The following is a 21273-nucleotide window of genomic DNA, read 5'->3' as shown; positions in this document are numbered from 1 at the left end:
TACTATTATACCAGTTTGGAAAACTTTGTCAATAGTTTTTATTTAAAAATTTAGTTTTTATTCATCCTTTTGACTCCTCTAAAATAGATTTCAACTTTCCAATTTTCATTCGAGTAATCGGACAACGGTGATCTTCATAAAAAATAATTTCTCTCGTTTTTTTGTCATAACCTTTAATATTCCCAATATTAACTAGATAAGATTTATGAGGTGAAAAGAAGCGCTGTGTTTTCTCGTCTTTTTCCTGAATATCTGCAATGGTACCATAAAATTCTTTAAAAAAGTTTTTACCAACAATTCTTAACTTATGAGAAGAACCTGTCGTTTCAATATATAAAATATCATTAAAAGGCATTCTAACTTCGCCACCACGGAAACTATATTCAAAATAATCAACCATATCTTTATTTTCAATCAACGTTGCTTTTGTATATTCAATACTGTCTTTTATATGTTTTTTAAAAGCAGCATCATTCAAATTTTTATCAACAAAATCCAATGCAGATACTTTATATTTAAACGTCATAGTAGCAAATTCTGATTTTGTTGTAACAAAAACAATAATGGCATAAGGATTGTGATGCCGTATAAATTTGGCTATTTCTAACCCTTTTGTTTCTTCACCTTTAATATCAATATCTAAAAAATATAATTGATTTACTTCATCGTTTTCAATATATTCTTTAAATTCTCTTACTTTTCCAGTTATTTTAACTTTTATCGGAATCCCCATTTCCTTAGCTATTTCTGCCAATGTTGTTTCCATTCTAACTTGATGTGTAATTTCATCTTCTAATATTAGTACTTTCATTATAAACCTTCTTTCCTTACTCTCATTACTTGTGTAAAATATTCATCCTCAATGTTTGTATCAAGAATAATTCCTTCATAGTTATTAATAATTTCTTTGATATTGCTTAAACCTAAACCTCGTCCCTCGCCCTTTGTTGAAAAATCGGTTTGATAAATCATTTCTAAGTCTAGTTGTCTTTTCTTACGTGAATTTTGAATGACTAAGATAGTTTCTGTATCCAAATCTACCAAAGAAACATTCATTGTTTTTTGATAACTTTCTGCCGCTCCCTCTATTGCATTATTTAAAAGGACACTTGTCATTCTAACCAAATCTAACAATTTAATTGGCAAAGGTTTAACAAAATCTTTTACTTCAAATGTTAATTCTATATTATAATCACGTGCCTTAAACAAGGTTTGTATCATAACGCTTCTAAGCGCTGAATCCCCAATGTTATTTAAATCAAAATAAGTATATTTATCTGAACGAAGTTGTAAATTAGCATTTACTAGTACTTCCTGATAAATTCGTTCTACTTCTCTTATATTACCTGTATGAATGGCAGATTGGAAACTTGCCAACATCCCACCATAATCGTGACGAAAACCTCGAATTTCATTGTAAAGACTCACAATTTCATCTGTATACTTTTGTAGTTGTAGCTGTTCTCGTTCTTTTTGTTTAATTTGCTCCTCTTTTTCATATTTTTCACGAATAGATTGTAAGTAGAATAAAATTGACATAAACATCAAAAAGCAAATCGTCGCAATCATACTAGAAAAACTATTTAAACTTTTCATATTGCTAAGCCAATGCGATACATTTAATAAAAAATGAATGAATAATAGATAAAAATTTAACTGTACAATCTTATCTTTGAAATCAACCTTTTTAAAATATTTAAAATTAAACTTAAAATAATCAATAGTTTTTAAAATAAAAATTAAAGAAATAATATTGATAAAAATATAGAACAATCCCCAGTATCTATCAACAAACTCATCACCTGTGACAGAAGAAATAATGACTGAAAAGAAGGTTTCAGAACCTGATACAGCTAAAGATAAAAATAGTGCTAAAAATAAAGACGAATGTTTTTTAACTTTTTTTACTTTAACAAAGTATAAATAAAAAAATAATGGTTGAATAAAAAACATTATATATCTAACCGAATAATGTATTATTGTAGTAAAATCAGTCAAAAATACAATTCCTAAACATAATAAAGTAAAGTGAATATTCACTTTATTCACTCTACTTATCTTCTTATAACAATATACAACAGAAACAGCTTCTATAATTGAGAATATAATCCAGTGTATAAATTCTATTTTCACTATACTTACTCCTAAATATTTATTTACCAAAAAGTTTAGAAAAATCAAATCCCATTCTTATTCGACTATCTCCACCAACAATTTTATTTAACTGTTCATCAGTAAGTTCTTTAAATGATTCAACTTCCACTTTAGTTATTTCCTTTTTGCTAAAAAATTTTTTCATAAATTCTCCTTAATGTTTGTTTTTTGTAAGAAATCTTACAAAGTAATTATACAAAATTTTTAAAACCAAATTGAAAAAATCTCCAAAAAACACATTTTTACATCTCAAAAGACTTTTTACACAGATATAGAAAAAGGCACGCTTCTCTCGTGCCTTTAAACTTATATGATCCCAGCAGGATTCGAACCTGCGACCGTTCGCTTAGAAGGCGAATGCTCTATCCAGCTGAGCTATGAGACCAATGCTTTATCATTTTAACAAAAAAAGTCCACAACGTCAAGATTACTTATGATAAGGACTTCCTTGTTGAATCATAAATGCTCGATAAATTTGTTCTACTAAAACTAATCGCATCAATTGATGAGGAAGAGTCAATTTCCCAAAACTCATCAATAAATTAGCTCTTTTTTTAACAGTATTAGATAAGCCAAGGCTTCCTCCAATCACAAAAGTAATATTTGAAATTCCACGAATGGTTATATCACTCAATATCTTACTAAACTCTTCTGACGGAAATTGTTGGCCTTCAATAGCTAAAGCAATCACAAATTCCTTATCAGTTATTTTCGATAAAATACGATTCCCTTCTTTCTCCAGAATTTGTTGATTTTCTAAGTGACTTGCTTTATCAGGTGTTTTTTCATCTAAAAGTTCAATCAACTCAAATTTAGTAAAATGTTTTAAACGTTTTGCATACTCTGCAATCCCATCTTTAAGATATTTTTCTTTTAATTTTCCAACAGTTACAAGTTTTATTTTCATATTTCTATTCTATCATATCCACAGTTATTTCACATCTTATTCACAAGATAAAACTTTAAATTTTCTTTCAAAAACCTTATAAATTATTAAGAAAGTCACAGATTTTGAAAGTTATCCACAATTTGTGGATAAGGTTAAACATTTAAGTTATAATTAAGATAAATTATTTATACTTTCAGTAATTGAAATAACTAGGAGGAAGATATGAAAAATTCTTCAAATTTTACAAAAAAATTATTATGGCTTTTCATGGTCTTAGCTATAGGTTTTATTGGTGGTTTATTTGGAAACTTAACCTCATCAAAATTATCAACAAATAGTTCTACAACAACTAAGGTTAACAAAGTTACTACTGCTTATAAAAATACAAATTCTACAACACAAGCTGTAAGCAAAGTAAAGGATGCAGTTGTATCTGTTATTACCTATGCTAATAATAATTCTCAAAATAGTGTTTTTGGAAATGATGATTCAAATACTAATAACGATAATTCTCAACAAGTGGCTAGTGAAGGATCTGGGGTTATTTATAAAAAAGACGGAAAATACGCCTACTTAGTGACCAATACCCATGTTATTAATGGTGCTAAAAAAGTTGATATTCGTTTGGCTGATGGGAATAAAGTTCCTGGAGAAATTATAGGTTCAGATACTTATTCTGATATCTCCGTTGTTCGTATTAGTGCTGATAAAGTAAAAACAGTTGCTGAATTTGGAGATTCTAGTAAATTAACTGTTGGTGAAACAGCTATTGCGATTGGAAGTCCACTCGGATCAAATTATGCTAATACTGTGACACAAGGAATTATTTCTAGCTTAAATCGTAATGTGTCTTTAAAATCTGAAAGCGGTCAAACTATTTCAACACAAGCTATCCAAACTGATACAGCTATCAATCCAGGGAATTCTGGTGGTCCACTTGTAAATATCCAAGGACAAGTAATTGGTATTACTTCAAGTAAAATTGCTAGCAACGGTGGAACTTCTGTTGAGGGATTAGGTTTTGCCATTCCATCTAATGATGTTATTAATATTATCAATCAATTAGAAGCAAACGGAACTGTTACACGACCAGCTCTAGGAATCCAAATGATCGACATCACTAATCTGTCTAATTCAGATTTATCACGCTTAAAACTCCCATCCAAAGTAACTAGTGGGGTTGTTGTACGTTCAGCTCAAGCTGGGATGCCTGCAGCAGGAAAGCTTCAAAAATATGATGTTATTACAAAAGTAGATGGCAAAGACATTTCCTCAGTAAGTGATTTACAATCTGCTTTATACAAACATTCAATTGGTGATGATATAAAAATTACATTTTATCGTAATGGAAAAGAAACAACAACTACTATTAAGCTGACAAAATCTACAAAAGATTTAGATTCAAATAATTGACACTTTATTAACACATCTTTACAGAATTGTAAAGGTGTGTTATTCTATATAAACATGGAAAAATATCAATATATTACACTCAATGACATCCAAACAAATCCTTATCAACCAAGAAAAGAATTTTCAGAAGAAAAAATTGCTGAACTTGCTAATTCTATAAAAGAACATGGGATTATTCAGCCCATCATTGTACGAAAATCTCCAATAATTGGTTATGAATTATTAGCTGGTGAAAGGCGTTTTAGAGCTGCTAAATTAGCAGGCTTAACTAATATACCAGCTATTATAAAAGAAGTAACAGATGATGAAATGATGAAGCAAGCCATTATTGAAAATTTACAACGAGAAGACTTAAATCCTATAGAAGAAGCACAATCTTATCAATATTTAATTGACAAAGGGTTGACACACAAAGAAATCGCTCAAACAATGGGAAAATCACGTCCTTATATTACAAATTCTGTCCGTTTATTAAACTTACCTCTTAATATTATGGAAGCGATAAAAGAAGGAAGAATTTCTCAAGGACATGCTCGTTTACTTATCAACTTATCAGAAAAAGAGCAAAATCAGTGGTTCACTAAAATCCTATCTCAAGAACTTTCAGTTCGACAGTTAGAAAAACAATTGCAGCCACATCAAAAAAAGACTTCAGCAAAAAACAAGTACCAACTTTTTCTCAAAGAAGAAGAAAACAGATTAAAAAAGATATTCGGTACAGAAATCTCACTCCAATTTTCTAATCAATCGCAATCTGGAAAAATCTGTATTCACTTTTCAAGTCAAGAAGAATATCAAAGAATTATTGACAGCTTTAAATAAGGCTGTTAATTTTATTTTTTAAACTCACAGGATTATCCACTATTATTTTATAAGAAAATCTTGATAAATCACAGGAAAATTGTTTTATTCACAATCTGTGGAAAACTCGAAAGAACAATGTGAATTTATTTCCACAGATTGTGGAAAACTTTTACAGTTTATGGTAAAATATTTTTTATAGATTATTAAAAGAAGACAAAAAAACTGAATTAGCAAAGAAGGTTTTCTATGGCACAAGAAACTAGTTTTTGGGCGCGTGTTTTAGAATTAGCTCAAAAACAAATCAAAAAAAATACGTATGATTATTTCGTTGCAGGAGCTCGATTAATTAAAGTTGAAAATTTTCAAGCTACTATACTTCTCGATAGTACAGTCAAACAATTATTTTGGGAACAAAATTTAGCAGATGTTATCATTACTGCAGGTTTTGAAGTGTACAATAATCAAATTACAGTGCATTATATCTTTCAAGAAGAGAAGGATGAGGTTAATCAGTCAACAAATACAAATCATTCAGTAATTACACCAAGCCTTCCTCCTATTGAAACTGGTTTAAAAACAAAATATACATTTGATAATTTTGTTCAAGGTGATGGAAATGTTTGGGCACTATCAGCTGCACTTGCTGTTTCTGAAAATTTGGCAACAACTTATAATCCGTTATTTATTTATGGTGGTCCAGGCTTAGGAAAAACCCATTTACTAAACGCAATTGGAAATCAAATTTTAGAAAATATACCAGATGCCAGAGTAAAATACATTCCTGCTGAGACTTTTATCAACGACTTTTTAGAACACCTTCGATTAGGTGAAATGGAAAGCTTTAAGAGAACTTATCGAAGCCTTGATCTCTTATTGATTGATGATATTCAGTCTTTGGGAGGAAAGAAAGTTTCCACTCAAGAAGAATTTTTCAATACTTTTAATGCTTTGCACGGAGATAATAAACAAATTGTACTAACAAGTGACCGTAGTCCTGATCATCTGGACAATCTTGAAGAACGTTTAGTCACGCGCTTTAAATGGGGATTAACTCAAAATATTACCCCACCAGATTTCGAAACAAGAGTTGCCATTTTACGCAATAAAATAGAAGATTTAGACTATATTTTTCCAAATGATACTTTGGAATACTTAGCAGGTCAATTTGATTCAAATGTTCGAGATTTAGAGGGTGCCTTAAATGATATTTCTCTCATGGCCAGAGTGAAAAATCTTAAAGAAATTACAATTGATGTTGCTGCTGAAGCTATTCGAGCTCGAAAACAAGATGCAAGTCAAATGTTAGTTATTCCAATTGATAAAATCCAAACAGAAGTTGGAAATTTCTATGGCGTTAGCGTTAAAGAAATGAAAGGAAGTCGTCGTATTCAAAATATTGTTCTTGCTAGACAAGTAGCTATGTATCTTGCTCGTGAGTTAACTGATAATAGCCTTCCAAAAATTGGAAGAGAATTTGGCGGCAAAGATCATACAACAGTTATACATGCTCATGGAAAAATTAAAACAATGCTCGAAACAGATGATAATCTTCGCTTAGAAATAGAAAATATAAAAAATAAAATCAAATAATTGTGTATAACTGTAGAAAAAGAGTTAAAGTTATTCACAATTTATAAACAAGTTTATTTCTGCATTCGAACACTAATTTGAAAACTTTTCCACAAGTTTCACACAAACTACTATTACTACTAACTTAATAATCATAAAATAATAAAAGGAGTTTCTATGATTAACTTTTCAATCAATAAAAATTTATTTTTACAAGCTTTAAATACCACCAAGCGGGCTATTAGTCACAAAAATGCTATACCAATTCTTTCTACAGTAAAAATTGATGTCACAAATGAAGGGATTACATTGATTGGCTCTAATGGTCAAATCTCTATTGAAAATTTTATTTCAATTAAAAACGAAAATGCAGGGCTTTTAGTAACTTCTTCGGGCTCTATTTTACTTGAAGCAACTTTTTTCATCAATGTAGTATCAAGTCTTCCTGATATAACACTTGATTTTAAAGAAATTGATCAAAAGCAGATTGTCCTAACAAGTGGAAAATCAGAAATCACTTTAAAAGGAAAAGATGCAGATCAATATCCTCGTATTCAAGAAATTTCAGCAAGTAATCCCTTGGTTCTTGAAACAAGTGTTCTTAAAAATATCATTAATGAGACAGCTTTTGCGGCTAGTACACAAGAAAGTCGTCCGATTTTAACAGGAGTTCATTTTGTCTTAACAGAAAATAAAAATTTAAAGACAGTTGCAACAGATTCTCATCGGATGAGTCAAAAGCAAATTATTTTAGAAAAAAATGGAGATAACTTTGATGTTGTTATTCCTAGTCGTTCTTTACGCGAATTTTCAGCTGTTTTTACGGATGATATTGAAACAGTAGAAATTTACTTCACAAATAATCAATTGCTCTTTAGAAGTGAAAATATTAGCTTTTATACACGGCTTCTTGAAGGAAACTATCCTGATACCGATCGTTTAATTCCAACTGATTTTAATAACATAATTACTTTTGATACTAACAATCTTCGTTATGCAATGGAACGTGCACGTCTTCTTTCAAATGCGACTCAAAATGGAACAGTAAAATTAGAAATTATAAATGGTGTAGTTAGTGCACATGTTAACTCCCCTGAAGTTGGACGTGTGAATGAAGAAATTGATACTGAAAGTATTTCAGGTCAAGATTTAACCATTAGTTTCAATCCAACTTATTTAATCGATTCTTTAAAAGCTATTGACAGTGAAAAAGTTATAATCAGCTTTATTTCAGCTGTTCGCCCATTCACTTTGGTACCAAATGATGACACAGAAAACTTTATTCAATTGATTACACCAGTGAGAACAAATTAATGTATAATGTAGGAAATTTTGTTGAAATGAAAAAACCACATGCTTGTATCATTAAATCCACAGGCAAAAAAGCAAATCGTTGGGAAATTATTCGAGTAGGTGCAGATATTAAAATTCGCTGTACAAATTGTCAACATATTGTGATGATGAGCCGATATGATTTTGGACGAAAATTGAAAAAAGTTCTAGGAAATTAATTTCCTAGAACTTTTTTCATAATTATGTGACTTTCAGTCTGTCTCACTCCGTAAGGTGCAAGACAAATAAACCACCCGTTTTGATTTTATTTTAATTTTTCAAATTTACCATCTGTAACTTCTTTAAAACCTTTACTTGTTAAGAGTTTTTTACTAGCTTTCATGCTAACTTTTTTAGATTTTCTTGTATTTTTATCTGTGTACATTCCAGGTAAGTTTACTAATTTATCAAAGTCTACTTTATTGAAGTTAATTTCTAAACTTTCTCTAACTCCTTTATCTTCATAAACAACTTTTTCTTTAATCCCCTTAATATTTTGATACATTTGTGAAGCTTTATCAATTCTATCTTTAACATCTTCTTTTTTAGTAGCTCCTAATGTTTTATAAGACCAAAATGAATCAGTAGTTTGTTTTGTGACAATATCTCCTTTATAATAATAAGTTAATCGTAAGTCATATTGTAAATTTTGATCAATTCTTTGGAATGACATTGTTTTTTCTTGGGCTCCACATGCTCCAAGGATAATTAGTGAAACAATTGTAACAAAGCCAAGTAACAATTGTTTAAAATAACTTTTTTTCATGGTATTTACCTCCTATAGCTTAATAAAATTATAATATTTTTATGAGGTAAATGCAATATTTTATTAAAATGATTAAGTTGTAAGTCAAATGGCTGTAAATATGGTATAATGATTTATTGAATTGAAAAGATGAAAGGAAGCGCAAAATGGCTTTAACAGCAGGAATTGTGGGATTGCCTAATGTTGGAAAATCCACTTTATTTAATGCAATTACAAAAGCGGGAGCAGAAGCAGCTAACTATCCCTTTGCGACGATAGACCCTAATGTTGGTATGGTTGAAGTACCAGATGTCCGTTTACAGAAGTTGACAGAACTTATTGTTCCTAAAAAGACTGTACCAACAACGTTTGAGTTTACAGATATTGCAGGTATTGTCAAGGGAGCGTCGAAGGGTGAAGGCCTTGGTAATAAATTTTTAGCTAATATTCGTGAAGTAGATGCTATCGTTCATGTAGTGCGGGCTTTTGATGATGAAAATGTTATGCGTGAGCAAGGACGTGAGTCGAGTTTTGTTGACCCAATGGCTGATATTGAAACAATTAATCTTGAGTTGATTTTAGCAGATTTGGAAAGTATCAACAAACGCTATGCACGTGTGGAAAAAGTTGCTCGAACCCAAAAAGATAAAGATTCAGTAGCTGAGTTTCATGTTTTGCAAAAAATTAAGCCAGTTTTGGAAAATGGTTTATCAGCTCGTACCATTGAATTTGATGAGGAAGAACAAAAGATTGTCAAAAAATTATTTTTATTGACCACAAAACCAGTGCTTTATGTTGCTAATGTTGGTGAAGATGAGGTAGCAGATCCTGATAATATTGATTATGTTCAACAAATTCGCGAATTTGCAGCAACTGAAAATGCAGAGGTAGTTGTCATATCTGCGCGTGCTGAAGAAGAAATTTCTGAACTTGATGATGAAGATAGGGTGGAATTTTTAGAAGCAATGGGCTTAGATGAATCTGGAGTTGATAAATTAACCAGAGCAGCTTATCATTTATTAGGACTTGGAACTTATTTTACAGCAGGAGAAAAGGAAGTTCGAGCTTGGACATTTAAACGTGGCATAAAAGCACCACAAGCAGCTGGAATTATTCACTCAGACTTTGAGAAAGGCTTCATTCGTGCTGTAACCATGTCTTATGATGATTTAGTAAAATATGGGAGTGAAAAAGCAGTCAAGGAAGCAGGACGGCTACGCGAAGAAGGAAAAGAATATATCGTTCAAGATGGCGATATTATGGAATTTAGATTTAATGTGTAAAGTAATGTAAATTAAATATAAATAAGGTTGGAAAAACTTTTCCAGCCCTTTTGGTCTTTTTGGAGGTAAAAAATGGTAAAGATGTTTGTAGGGTTAGGAAATCCTGGAGAAAAATATTTTGAGACAAAACATAATATCGGATTTATGATGATTGACAAACTATGTAAAGAAAAACAATTAACATTTACAGTTGATAAAATTTTTCAAGCAGAACTAGCTTCTACCTTTTTTAATGGTGAGAAAGTGTATTTTGTAAAACCGACAACTTTTATGAATGAGAGTGGGAAGGCTGTTCATGCTCTTTTATCCTATTATGGATTAGATATTGAGGATTTAGTAGTTATCTACGATGATTTAGATATGGAAGTAGGAAAAATACGACTTAGGGCGAAAGGATCTGCTGGTGGGCATAATGGTATCAAATCAATTATTAAACATATTGGAACTCAAGAATTTAAACGAATTAAAATTGGTATTGGTCGTCCCAAAAATAATATGACAATTATTCACCATGTGCTAGGAAAATTTGCAAAAGAAGATTATGCTATAATTTTAAATACACTTGACAGGGTCGACGATGCTGTAAAGTATTATTTACAGTCTAATGATTTTGAACAAACAATGCAACGATACAATGGATAAAAAATGGATATTATTGAGTTTTTTAATCAAAATAAACAAATAGCTGATTGGCAAAAAAATCTAAATAAATCAACTCGACAACTATTTATGGGATTGTCATCTTCAAGTAAGGCTATCACCATGGCCTCTTGTGTAGAGGAGAATCATAAAATTCTGATTTTAACGTCTAGTTATAGTAAAGCGGAGAAACTTTCTAGTGATTTGATTGGATTGTTGGGAGAGGAAAAAGTATATACATTTCTTGCAGATGATACTCCATTAGCTGAGTTTGTCTTCTCTTCTAAAGAAAAGATTTTTGCTCGTCTAGAAGCTCTAGATTTCTTATTAGATTCTCAACAATCAGGATTTTTAATAGTTAATGTGGCTGCTAGTCAACTATTTTTACCTAATCCCATTAACTTTAATTCGGCTTATATTAATCTGAAAATAGGAAGTGAATATGAATTAAAAGATTTGATTCATCAATTGTCAAATTCAGGTTATAAACAAGTATCACAAGTATTGAATCAAGGAGAGTTCAGTCTTCGAGGTGATATTTTAGATATTTTTGAGCGCTCTAGTCAAATGCCTTTTCGAATTGAATTTTTTGGTGATGAAGTTGATGGTATTCGTCTATTTAATCCTGAAAATCAAATTTCTATTCAAAATGTAGAACATGTACGTATTCATCCTGCTACAGATATCATATTTACTGAAGTAGATTATAGAAATGCACAGAAAAAAATAGAAAATCTTATAGAAAAAACTGTAGATTTGACGTTGAAATCCTATTTAGAGGAAATTTTAACTAGTATAAAAGAACAGACTCAACATGCTGATATTAGAAAATTATTGTCTTATTTTTATCAAAATGAATGGACAATTCTTGATTATCTTCCAAAACATAGCCCAATTTTCTTTGATGACTTTCAAAAGATCATGAATAAGAATGCTCAATTTCAATTAGAAGCAACAAATTTATTGACAGAAAGTTTACAAAAAAGCAAAGCTGTTGCAAATCAATCTTATTTTGCAGATACATATTCAATATTTAGAAAGTATAAACCAGCTACCTTCTTTTCAAATTTTCATAAAGGATTAGGAAATTTAAAATTTGATTCTCTTTATCAGTTTAATGAGTATCCTATGCAGGAATTTTTTAGTCAATTTCAGCTTTTGAAAGAGGAAATTAGTCGATATAAAAAATCTAACTATACAGTTATTATACAATCAAATTCTTTATTGACTTTACAAAGTTTACATAAAACTTTACAAGAATATGAAATTCCACTTGATTATGTAAATGATGCCAAAATTCATAAACATACTGTTCAGTTAGTAAAAGGACATTTAATTCAAGGATTTGATTTTGTAGACGAAAAAATCGTTTTGATCACTGAATATGATATTCTGCAAAAAAAAGTAAAACGAAAAATTCGCAGGCAAAATATTTCTAATGCTGAACGTTTGAAAAATTATAATGAGCTGGAAAAAGGAGATTATGTTGTTCATAATGTTCATGGAATCGGTCGATATTTAGGAATTGAAACGATTGAAATTTCAGGAATTCATCGTGATTATCTTACTATTCAATATCAAAATGCAGATCGTATTTCTATTCCTGTTGATCAGATTCACTTATTATCTAAATATGTTGCGAGTGATGGTAAAGCGCCTAAGCTTAATAAATTAAATGATGGGCGTTTTCAAAAAAATAAACAGAGAGTGCAACATCAGGTCGAAAATATTGCTGAGGATTTAATCAAACTTTACGCAGAAAGAAGTCAACTAAAGGGATTTGCGTTTTCTAGTGATGATATTTATCAGCAAGAATTTGATAATGATTTTCCTTATGTAGAAACAGAAGATCAACTGCGTTCTATAAAAGAAGTTAAAAAAGATATGGAAAGCGATCATCCTATGGATCGTCTTTTAGTGGGAGATGTTGGTTTTGGAAAGACGGAAGTAGCTATGAGAGCTGCTTTTAAAGCAGTAAACGATCATAAACAAGTGGCAATTTTAGTTCCCACTACGGTTTTAGCACAACAACATTATACGAATTTTAAGGAACGTTTCAATGATTTTCCTATTAATATTGAAGTATTAAGTCGTTTTAAAAGTAAATCAGAACAAACAATAATTTTAGAAAAACTAAAAAAAGGGCAGGTGGATATTATTATTGGAACGCATCGCCTCCTGTCAAAAGATATTGTATTTGCTGATTTGGGACTCATTGTTATTGATGAGGAACAACGCTTTGGAGTTAAACATAAAGAAAAATTAAAAGAGTTGAAAACGAAAGTTGATGTTTTAACCTTGACGGCGACCCCTATTCCTCGTACGCTTCACATGTCTATGTTAGGTATACGTGATTTATCAGTTATTGAAACTCCTCCAACAAATCGCTATCCAGTTCAAACCTATGTTTTAGAAAATAATGTAACAGTCATTAGAGATGCAGTTTTAAGAGAAATGGATCGAGGGGGGCAGATTTACTATCTTTACAATAAAGTTGACACAATGGAGCAAAAAGTTTCAGAATTGAAAGAACTGATTCCAGAGGCTTCTATTGGATATGTGCATGGTCAAATGAGTGAAATTCTTCTTGAAAGTACTTTACTTGATTTTATCAATGGGGAATATGATCTTCTAGTAACAACGACGATTATTGAAACTGGTGTTGATATTCCTAATGTTAATACTCTTTTTATTGAAAATGCAGATCACATGGGATTATCAACTTTATATCAATTGCGAGGGCGTATTGGTCGTAGCAATCGTATTGCATATGCTTATCTCATGTATCATCCTGACAAGTCTTTAACAGAAGTTTCTGAAAAACGTTTAGAAACTATAAAAGGTTTTACAGAATTGGGTTCTGGTTTTAAAATTGCTATGCGTGATTTATCCATTCGTGGTGCAGGAAATATTTTAGGAAGTTCACAGTCTGGCTTTATTGATTCTGTTGGATTTGAAATGTATTCTCAATTGCTGGAGGAAGCTATTGCTAAGAGACAAGGAAAAGAGACAAAAAGGAAAAAAGGAAATGCTGAAATTAATTTACAAATTGATGCCTATCTTCCTAGTGATTATATTGCTGATGAAAGGCAAAAAATTGAAATTTACAAACGGATTCATGAGATTGACAGTCGTGTAAATTATGAAGAATTACAGAATGAGTTGATTGATCGTTTCGGAGAATATCCAGATGTTGTTGCCTTTCTATTGGAAATTGGTCTTATAAAATTTTATTTAGATCAAGTTTTTGTGCAACTCATTGAGAGAAAACAACAATCTGTAGTGGTTCGGTTTGAAAAAGTTTCTCAACGTTTTTTCTTAACTCAAGATTATTTTGAAGCTCTTTCCGTAACAGATTTACAAGCAAGAATTTCAGAAAATAAAGGATTGATTGAAGTTATATTTAATGTAAAAAATAAAAAAGATTATAAAATTTTAGAAGAACTTCTGCAATTTTCTGAAAAATTAGTAGAAATTAAAAATCAAAAGAAAGATTGCTAACTTTACAATTCTGTAAAGTTTCACTTTCATCTATAATATTTTTTTAAAAAATGGTAAAATAATAAATTGAGGTAACTTTATGAGATTAGATAAATATTTGAAAGTATCCCGTATTATAAAACGTCGTCCTGTCGCTAAAGAAGTAGCTGATAAGGGAAGAATCAAAGTAAATGGAATTTTAGCTAAAAGTTCAGCAGATTTAAAAATCAATGATGAAATAGAGATTCGTTTTGGAAATAAAATTTTATTAGTCCGTGTTCTGGAAATGAAAGATAGCACGAAAAAAGAAGACGCCGCTAAAATGTATGACATTATAAAAGAAACAAAGGTAGAAGTAGATGGCTAGAAATATTATTCAATTAAATAATCGCTATATACGAGATGAAAATCAACATCGCCGTTATTTAGAGCAGGAAAGAAGAAAACAGAATCGCTTTATGGGTTGGGTATTGATTTTAGTCATCTTATTGTTTATTTTACCGACATTTAATTTGATTCAAAGTTATCAAAATTTACTAGAACGTCGATCACAATTGACACATTTGCAAAAGAAATATGAAGAAATAAGTAACGAAAAAGAATCTCAAAAAGCTTTTGCTAATAAATTAAAAGATGAAGAATATGCTGCTAAGTATGCACGCGCCAAATATTATTATTCTAAGCAAGGAGAACGTGTTTATACAATCCCAGGATTGTTGCCACAGTAAAAATGGAAAATTTATTACAAACAGTTGAACAATTTTTGGAGTTTTCAGATGAAAAATTAGAAGAGTTGTCCAAAAAGAATCAAGCTTTGAAATTAGAAGAGTTCAAAAAGGAAAGGGGAGATTATGCGTAAGTTATTATTTCTATTATTGTTGCCGACATTCTTCACTGCAAACATAGTAGTAAGTACAGAACAAGATGTAGAACTGACTGCAAAGCAACAGTATAAAATCACTAGTACGATATACAGTAACTATTATACTGATCTTCCAACAAATCCAAATATTTATGAGCAAATCCCAACTTATACATCATTAAAATTGGAAAAAGTAGCTGGGAATTTAACTCCGAATACATCAATTAAACTTTCTGAATTACAGGTCAATGAACAAGGTATTCCAGTATTTAAACTCGCTGATGGAAAATTCGTTCCTGCTGATAAACGAATGATTTATGATGATGTTGTTCAATCAAGCATAGCTGTTTCTCAAACAATGTGGCTCAAGCCGTCATTTGTAGTTTATAATCAAGCTTTTGTAAACGGAACAAAAGAAGTTAAGACAAATCTGCTACCTTATCATTCAGTGAAAATTACTCAACTGGCTGAGACAGCATCGGGAAAGTATGCTTATGTTGAAGGCAAAGGTTGGATTGATATGAAATATCTGTCTGATACAGACAATCGTATGGATAAAGTTCAAGAAATTTTAAGAAGTAAGTACAATAAAACAGACTATTCTATCTATGTAAAACAACTAAATTCTGGAAAAACTGCTGGTATTAACCCAGACGTGGAAATGTATTCTGCTAGTGTAGCAAAACTTCTTATTCTTTATTATGCTCAGAAGCAATTAAATGAAGGAAAATATAGGCTATCCTCTGGTTTAAAATATATCCCTGCTGTAAATGACTATTCAGGTGCTTATGATACCGAAGGTAGTGGAAGCATTTCTAAAAAATCAGATAATAAGGACTACAGCATTCAAGATTTGATGAACCATATTGCAAAAGAATCAGATAATGCAGCTACAAATATTTTAGGATATTATATTACTAATCAATCAGACAGTACTTATCAAACAACAATTAAGCAAATTGCTGGGAAAAAATGGGATGTGGAAAAACGCAATGCTTCAGCAAAGATGGCAGGAAATGTGATGGAAGCTATCTATGAACAAAATGGTGATATTATCAATGCATTATCGCAAACAAATTTTGATGAGCAGCGTATTTCTAAAAATATAAATGTAAAAGTTGCCCATAAAATTGGGGATGCTTATGATTTTAAGCATGATGTTGCTCTTGTTTATGCCAGCTCTCCTTTTGTTCTGTCTATTTTTACAAATCATTCTGATTATGATACCATTTCTCAAATAGCAGATGATATTTATGAGGTTTTGAAATGATGGAACAACGATTTTTTCAATTGGTGCAAAAAAAAGGCTATTTTAAATATCATAGAAGAATTTTACTTGCTATTTCTGGTGGACTAGACTCTATGACCTTGTTTGACTGGCTTTATAAGTATCGTGAAAAATTAGAAGTAGAAATTTTACTTGCTCATATTAATCATGGAGTGAGAAAAGAATCTGATTTTGAGGAAGAAGAACTAAAAAAAATAGCAAAGAAACTTGGTGTAAAGATTTTTACATCGAGTTTTTCTGGTCCATTTTCAGAACAAAAAGCACGTGACTTTCGGTATACTTTTTTCAAAAAAATCATGAAAGAGGAACAATGTACGGCATTAGTAACAGCACATCATGCTGATGACCAAGCAGAAACAATTTTTATGAGAATTTTGCGTGGCAGTCGTTTATTTCATATTTCAGGAATGAAAGAAAAACAAAAATTTGCAAATGGAGAATTGATACGACCGTTGCTTTCTTTTCAAAAATCAGATTTTCCTACTATTTTTCACTTTGAAGATTGGACAAATCAAGAAAATCATTACTTGCGCAATCGGATTCGAAACGATTATTTCTCAATTTTGGAAAAAGAAAATCCACAACTAAAAAAACATTTAATAGAATTGGGAACAGAGATTTCTCAAATGCAAGATGCATTAGCATATTTAACGAAAAATATTGAATTAACAAATGTAAAGGAATTCCAATACCAACCTTATTGTGTACAAAGTTTTTTGCTACAGACTTATTTAAAGAAATTTCCTGATTTACAAGTAAGCAAAGCACAGTTTGCTGATCTTTTAACTATTTTGAATAAAAAATCTAACTATTCTCAATTGATTAAATCAGATTATGAATTATATAAAAATTATGATTATTTTGAGATTCGTAAAATCAGTCCACAGTCTGATTTAAAAGAAGATTCAATTTTGTTAAAATATAACGACATTGTGGAATATGGTCATTATCGCTTTTCTTTTGGAAAAGAACTTCGTGGCAAAGAAATCCAAGAAGTGTTTGTTTCACGTGAAACAGAAGTTTTACTTCGACATAGAAAAGAACAAGATGAAATTATTTTGAACCAACACCATAAAAAGCTTCGTCGTTATTTTATTAATCAAAAAATCCCTATAGATCAAAGAAAAAATGCTATTATTATTGAGCAAAATGGAAAAATTTTAGCAATTGCTGGAATCGTAACAAGTGATTTGAGTAAGAGTCAAAAAAATGATATAATGTATAACAAACTTTATATACAAAATTTAGATAGGTAAAAGAGATGCTAGAACAAAACATTAAGAAAGTTTTGGTTTCACATGATGAGATCGTAACAGCAGCCCAAAAACTAGGGGCTCAATTAACTAGTGATTATGAGGGGCAAAATCCTATTTTTGTAGGAATTCTCAAGGGCTCTATTCCTTTTATGGCAGAACTGATAAAGCATGTTGATACCCACATTGAAATGGATTTTATGTTAGTGTCAAGCTATCATGGCGGAACTGCTAGTAGTGGTGTGATTAATATCATAAAAGACATTGATCAAGATGTTACTGGACGTCATATTCTTTTTGTTGAGGATATTATCGATACAGGAAAAACATTGAAAAGTCTTTGTGAATTATTTAAAGAAAAAAAGGCTGCATCTGTTAAAATTGCCACACTTTTGGATAAGCCTGAAGGGCGAAAAGTTAATATTGAAGCAGATTATACATGCTTTACGATTCCAAATGAATTTGTAGTCGGCTATGGTCTTGATTTTGATGAAAATTATCGGAATCTTCCCTATGTAGGTGTTTTAAAAGAAGAAGTTTATACAAAATAAAAAGGTATATTGATAGATAGATGAAAAATAAACAAAATAATGGTTTTATAAAAAATCCTTTCTTATATATTTTAATTATTGTTGTTGTTATTACAGGTTTTCAGTATTTTTCAGCTGGAAGTTCTGTAGGTCGTAGTCAACAAATTAACTATACTGAGCTAGTTAAAGAAATTAAAAATGGAAATGTAAAGGATATTAGCTATCAACCAAATGGTAGTGTGATTGAAGTTGCAGGTACTTATAAGAAAGAAAAGAAAGTAAAAGATAACACGGGTATTCAGTTTTTTACTCCCTCTTCTACATCTGTAAGTCGCTTTACTAGTGTTATTTTGCCTTCAGATTTAACAGTATCTGAATTACAAAAATTAGCTTCAGCTAAGGGAACTGAAATCACTATTAAACGTGAAAGTTCAAGTGGTGTGTGGATTCAGGTGTTGACTACTCTGGTGCCATTTGCTATCTTTGCTTTCTTCCTGTTTTCTATGATGAACCAAGGCGGAGGCGGTGGAGCGCGTGGAGCTATGAGTTTTGGACGTAATAAAGCTCGTGCGACAAATAAAGAAGATATAAAGGTGCGCTTTTCTGATGTAGCAGGTGCGGAAGAAGAAAAACAAGAATTAGTTGAAGTTGTTGAATTTTTAAAAGATCCTAAACGTTATACAAAACTAGGGGCTCGTATACCAGCTGGTGTTCTTCTTGAAGGTCCTCCAGGAACTGGTAAAACCCTTCTTGCTAAAGCTGTTGCTGGAGAAGCAGGTGTTCCATTCTTTAGTATTTCAGGTTCAGATTTCGTTGAAATGTTTGTTGGCGTCGGTGCTAGTCGTGTTCGCTCTCTTTTTGAAGATGCAAAAAAGGCAGCTCCAGCGATTATCTTTATTGATGAAATTGATGCTGTTGGTCGTCAACGTGGTGTCGGTCTCGGTGGAGGAAATGATGAGCGCGAACAAACCCTTAATCAACTCTTGATTGAGATGGATGGTTTTGAAGGTAATGAAGGAATTATCGTCATTGCTGCTACTAACCGAAGTGATGTTTTAGACCCAGCTCTTCTTCGTCCCGGTCGTTTTGATCGAAAAGTTTTGGTTGGTCAGCCTGATGTGAAAGGTCGTGAAGCTATTCTGCGTGTTCATGCTAGAAATAAACCTCTTGCAGAAGATGTTGACTTAAAACTAGTTGCTCAACAAACGCCTGGTTTTGTTGGTGCTGACTTGGAAAATGTCTTAAATGAAGCGGCTCTTGTTGCAGCACGTCGGAATAAAAAAGTTATTGATGCTTCTGATATTGATGAAGCAGAGGACCGAGTTATCGCAGGACCGTCTAAAAAAGATAAGACAGTTTCACAACGTGATCGTCAAATTGTTGCGTATCATGAAGCAGGACATACAATTGTTGGGCTTGTTTTATCAAATGCACGTGTTGTTCACAAGGTAACTATTGTACCTCGTGGTCGTGCGGGTGGATATATGATTGCTCTCCCGAAAGAAGATCAAACTCTTTTATCTAAAGAAGATATGAAGGAACAACTTGCAGGATTGATGGGAGGACGTGTTGCTGAAGAAATTATTTTCAATGTCCAAACTACAGGTGCTTCAAATGACTTTGAGCAAGCTACACAAATGGCACGTGCCATGGTAACAGAGTATGGTATGAGTGAAAAACTCGGTCCAGTTCAATATGAAGGAAACCATGCAATGTTTGGTGCTGCAAGTCCACAAAAATCAATTTCCGAGCAGACTGCATATGAAATTGATGAGGAAGTACGTAATTTGCTTAATGAAGCGCGCAACAAAGCAGCAGAAATTATCCAATCCAATCGTGAAAAGCATAAATTGATTGCAGAAGCTCTTCTTAAATACGAAACACTTGATAGTCATCAAATTAAATCATTGTATGAAACTGGCGAAATGCCTGATGAACCAAGTGTAAGTTCTTCGCATGCTTTGAGTTATGATGAAGTGAAATCCCAAATGGAAGAGCAAAAGCCAGAATAAGTTTAAAATACAAAAAAGGCTCATTGTCAACTGTAGTAAGTTTGATATCAGTTAACATCAAGAGAGGACGAACTTCGTCCTCTCTTGCATTATTGTCTCTTGCAAACCACTAGCTGTGCTAATAGTTCCGGATAGCTTTTATCGTGGTAAGAAAAGAACCTCCTAAAATGCTAAGATAGAAGTGGTTTCCCTGCCACTACTAACTATCACAAAAGAGGTAGTCCATGAGAGAGGCTAATGAAAACTTATCACATACCAAGTGGAATTGTAATATCATATTGTTTTCGTCCTCCAAGTATCGTCGTCAGCTCATTTACGGTAGATACAAAGCAAGTATCGGAAGAATCATACGGGACTTATGTGAGCGAAAAAGCGTGACCATCTATGAAGCCACGATGAAGAAACAGCAAAATATACTTCAACTACTGCCCTTCAAAAACTATTCTCTGATTTAGCACCTCGTTATGCAGAACGTAAAGGAGGATATACTCGTATCCTTAAAACTGAACCACGTCGTGGTGATGCAGCGCCAATGGCTATCATTGAATTAGTATAATTTTTATCAATTTTGTTGAGTGTTATGATGATGGAGTCAAGTTACTCTTAGTCTAGCTCTGGTCTACCGCTAGGATTTTCCTAGCGGGAACACTCATCTTATGATAATCACCGTAGACGCTTGTTTACGAAATTGCTTTTCCTATAAAAGCAATTTCGTAAGCAGGCGTTATTTAAATTTCGTAATCTCTGTGAGGTTTCTTCGGCAGAAACAAATTCGTATAGAGGACTGTATAAATTTAAATGGAGAGAATGAATACAATTTTTCGATATAGAGATAACCTCTTCTCTCTCAACGTTCACAATTTATCCCAGAAGTGTAATTGCTTGGGCTAAGGTTGTCAGAAAGGAACAAATAGAAGTCGGAAGAGAAAAGAAGGAAGTCAAATGTTCCTCTCCTTGTTATACTAAAGAAAAAAGGAGGGTTATGAAATGGACTTCAAGGAGTTGTATGACAAAGTGAGA

The 21273-nt window shown here is 31.7% G+C and carries 20 protein-coding genes, 1 tRNA gene and 2 pseudogenes; 17 read left to right on the top strand and 6 right to left on the bottom strand.

What is annotated here, in order from left to right; all coding sequences use genetic code 11:
• Nucleotides 1-61 precede the first annotated feature (61 nt).
• The 5 genes from comE to rlmH all read right to left on the bottom strand — a co-directional run bounded on the left by comE (nucleotide 62) and on the right by rlmH (nucleotide 3061).
• Nucleotides 62-811 (bottom strand): competence system response regulator transcription factor ComE, encoded by a 750-nt coding sequence (comE, locus tag HMPREF1514_RS06855; RefSeq protein WP_003071650.1) that lies wholly within the window; start codon nucleotides 809-811, stop codon nucleotides 62-64.
• On the bottom strand, nucleotides 811-2133 hold the full coding sequence (locus tag HMPREF1514_RS06850) for a GHKL domain-containing protein (protein WP_232216484.1): 1323 nt from the start codon (nucleotides 2131-2133) through the stop codon (nucleotides 811-813). The genes comE and HMPREF1514_RS06850 overlap by 1 nt, the downstream gene beginning before the upstream one ends.
• A 19-nt stretch (nucleotides 2134-2152) precedes the next feature.
• Complete coding sequence (locus tag HMPREF1514_RS09275) at nucleotides 2153-2299, bottom strand: ComC/BlpC family leader-containing pheromone/bacteriocin (protein ID WP_037598243.1); 147 nt, start codon at nucleotides 2297-2299, stop codon at nucleotides 2153-2155.
• A gap of 166 nt (nucleotides 2300-2465) precedes the next feature.
• Nucleotides 2466-2539: transfer RNA gene (locus tag HMPREF1514_RS06840), tRNA-Arg, on the bottom strand.
• A gap of 42 nt (nucleotides 2540-2581) precedes the next feature.
• Nucleotides 2582-3061 carry a 23S rRNA (pseudouridine(1915)-N(3))-methyltransferase RlmH gene (gene rlmH, locus HMPREF1514_RS06835; RefSeq protein ID WP_037598240.1) on the bottom strand — a complete coding sequence of 160 codons (480 nt, stop codon included), beginning with the start codon at nucleotides 3059-3061 and terminating at the stop codon, nucleotides 2582-2584.
• 204 nt (nucleotides 3062-3265) lie between these two features.
• Here rlmH and HMPREF1514_RS06830 point away from each other — a divergent pair, with 204 nt between their 5' ends.
• The 5 genes from HMPREF1514_RS06830 (at nucleotide 3266) to HMPREF1514_RS06810 (ending at nucleotide 8340) form a co-directional block, all read left to right on the top strand.
• Nucleotides 3266-4456, top strand: coding sequence for a S1C family serine protease (locus HMPREF1514_RS06830; RefSeq protein ID WP_006270334.1), 1191 nt, complete (start codon nucleotides 3266-3268; stop codon nucleotides 4454-4456).
• Nucleotides 4457-4510: 54 nt separating this feature from the next.
• Nucleotides 4511-5278: a ParB/RepB/Spo0J family partition protein gene (locus tag HMPREF1514_RS06825; RefSeq protein WP_037598239.1), complete on the top strand. Its 768-nt coding sequence runs from the start codon at nucleotides 4511-4513 to the stop codon at nucleotides 5276-5278.
• A 228-nt stretch (nucleotides 5279-5506) separates the two neighbouring features.
• Nucleotides 5507-6850, top strand: coding sequence for a chromosomal replication initiator protein DnaA (gene dnaA / locus HMPREF1514_RS06820; RefSeq protein WP_037598237.1), 1344 nt, complete (start codon nucleotides 5507-5509; stop codon nucleotides 6848-6850).
• Nucleotides 6851-7006: 156 nt separating this feature from the next.
• A complete protein-coding gene (dnaN, locus tag HMPREF1514_RS06815) occupies nucleotides 7007-8143 on the top strand; it encodes a DNA polymerase III subunit beta (RefSeq protein WP_037598235.1) in 1137 nt (378 codons plus the stop codon).
• Nucleotides 8143-8340 (top strand): DUF951 domain-containing protein, encoded by a 198-nt coding sequence (locus tag HMPREF1514_RS06810; protein WP_003071662.1) that lies wholly within the window; start codon nucleotides 8143-8145, stop codon nucleotides 8338-8340. The genes dnaN and HMPREF1514_RS06810 overlap by 1 nt, the downstream gene beginning before the upstream one ends.
• An 86-nt stretch (nucleotides 8341-8426) precedes the next feature.
• On the opposite strand, the gene HMPREF1514_RS06805 is transcribed toward HMPREF1514_RS06810, so the two are convergent.
• Nucleotides 8427-8927, bottom strand: coding sequence for a YehR family lipoprotein (locus HMPREF1514_RS06805; protein ID WP_006268820.1), 501 nt, complete (start codon nucleotides 8925-8927; stop codon nucleotides 8427-8429).
• Nucleotides 8928-9073: 146 nt separating this feature from the next.
• Here HMPREF1514_RS06805 and ychF point away from each other — a divergent pair, with 146 nt between their 5' ends.
• From ychF to rplQ, 12 genes and pseudogenes are all read left to right on the top strand, one after another.
• Nucleotides 9074-10189: a redox-regulated ATPase YchF gene (ychF, locus tag HMPREF1514_RS06800; protein WP_006270350.1), complete on the top strand. Its 1116-nt coding sequence runs from the start codon at nucleotides 9074-9076 to the stop codon at nucleotides 10187-10189.
• A gap of 72 nt (nucleotides 10190-10261) precedes the next feature.
• Nucleotides 10262-10831: an aminoacyl-tRNA hydrolase gene (pth, locus tag HMPREF1514_RS06795; protein WP_037598233.1), complete on the top strand. Its 570-nt coding sequence runs from the start codon at nucleotides 10262-10264 to the stop codon at nucleotides 10829-10831.
• Nucleotides 10832-10834: 3 nt separating this feature from the next.
• A complete protein-coding gene (gene mfd, locus HMPREF1514_RS06790) occupies nucleotides 10835-14329 on the top strand; it encodes a transcription-repair coupling factor (RefSeq protein WP_037598229.1) in 3495 nt (1164 codons plus the stop codon).
• A gap of 79 nt (nucleotides 14330-14408) precedes the next feature.
• Nucleotides 14409-14675: an RNA-binding S4 domain-containing protein gene (locus tag HMPREF1514_RS06785; RefSeq protein ID WP_020997508.1), complete on the top strand. Its 267-nt coding sequence runs from the start codon at nucleotides 14409-14411 to the stop codon at nucleotides 14673-14675.
• Complete coding sequence (locus HMPREF1514_RS06780; protein ID WP_003071674.1) at nucleotides 14668-15036, top strand: septum formation initiator family protein; 369 nt, start codon at nucleotides 14668-14670, stop codon at nucleotides 15034-15036. Before HMPREF1514_RS06785 ends, HMPREF1514_RS06780 begins: the two co-directional genes overlap by 8 nt.
• 2 nt (nucleotides 15037-15038) lie before the next feature.
• A complete protein-coding gene (locus HMPREF1514_RS09770; RefSeq protein ID WP_006268873.1) occupies nucleotides 15039-15167 on the top strand; it encodes an SP_0009 family protein in 129 nt (42 codons plus the stop codon).
• Entirely contained in the window at nucleotides 15160-16440 is a 1281-nt protein-coding gene (locus HMPREF1514_RS06775; protein ID WP_037598228.1) for a serine hydrolase, read from the top strand. Before HMPREF1514_RS09770 ends, HMPREF1514_RS06775 begins: the two co-directional genes overlap by 8 nt.
• Nucleotides 16437-17714 carry a tRNA lysidine(34) synthetase TilS gene (gene tilS / locus HMPREF1514_RS06770; RefSeq protein ID WP_037598226.1) on the top strand — a complete coding sequence of 426 codons (1278 nt, stop codon included), beginning with the start codon at nucleotides 16437-16439 and terminating at the stop codon, nucleotides 17712-17714. Before HMPREF1514_RS06775 ends, tilS begins: the two co-directional genes overlap by 4 nt.
• Before the next feature lie 5 nt (nucleotides 17715-17719).
• The gene (gene hpt / locus HMPREF1514_RS06765) at nucleotides 17720-18262 is read left to right on the top strand and encodes a hypoxanthine phosphoribosyltransferase (protein ID WP_020997510.1); all 543 of its coding nucleotides are present in this window, start codon (nucleotides 17720-17722) and stop codon (nucleotides 18260-18262) included.
• Nucleotides 18263-18282: 20 nt separating this feature from the next.
• Nucleotides 18283-20253, top strand: coding sequence for an ATP-dependent zinc metalloprotease FtsH (gene ftsH, locus HMPREF1514_RS06760; RefSeq protein WP_003071681.1), 1971 nt, complete (start codon nucleotides 18283-18285; stop codon nucleotides 20251-20253).
• 224 nt (nucleotides 20254-20477) lie between these two features.
• Nucleotides 20478-20645, top strand: a pseudogene (locus tag HMPREF1514_RS09495) (IS200/IS605 family transposase); the annotation flags it as partial.
• Nucleotides 20642-20809 (top strand): annotated as a pseudogene (gene rplQ / locus HMPREF1514_RS09270) (50S ribosomal protein L17); the annotation flags it as partial. The pseudogenes HMPREF1514_RS09495 and rplQ, both read left to right, overlap by 4 nt.
• Nucleotides 20810-21273: the final 464 nt, after the last annotated feature.

It is taken from the genome of Streptococcus sp. AS20, assembly GCF_000524255.1.
Lineage (GTDB): Bacteria > Bacillota > Bacilli > Lactobacillales > Streptococcaceae > Streptococcus > Streptococcus constellatus.
The sequence above is the reverse complement of the archived record's forward strand: the minus strand, read 5'-3'. Positions and strand labels throughout refer to the sequence as shown.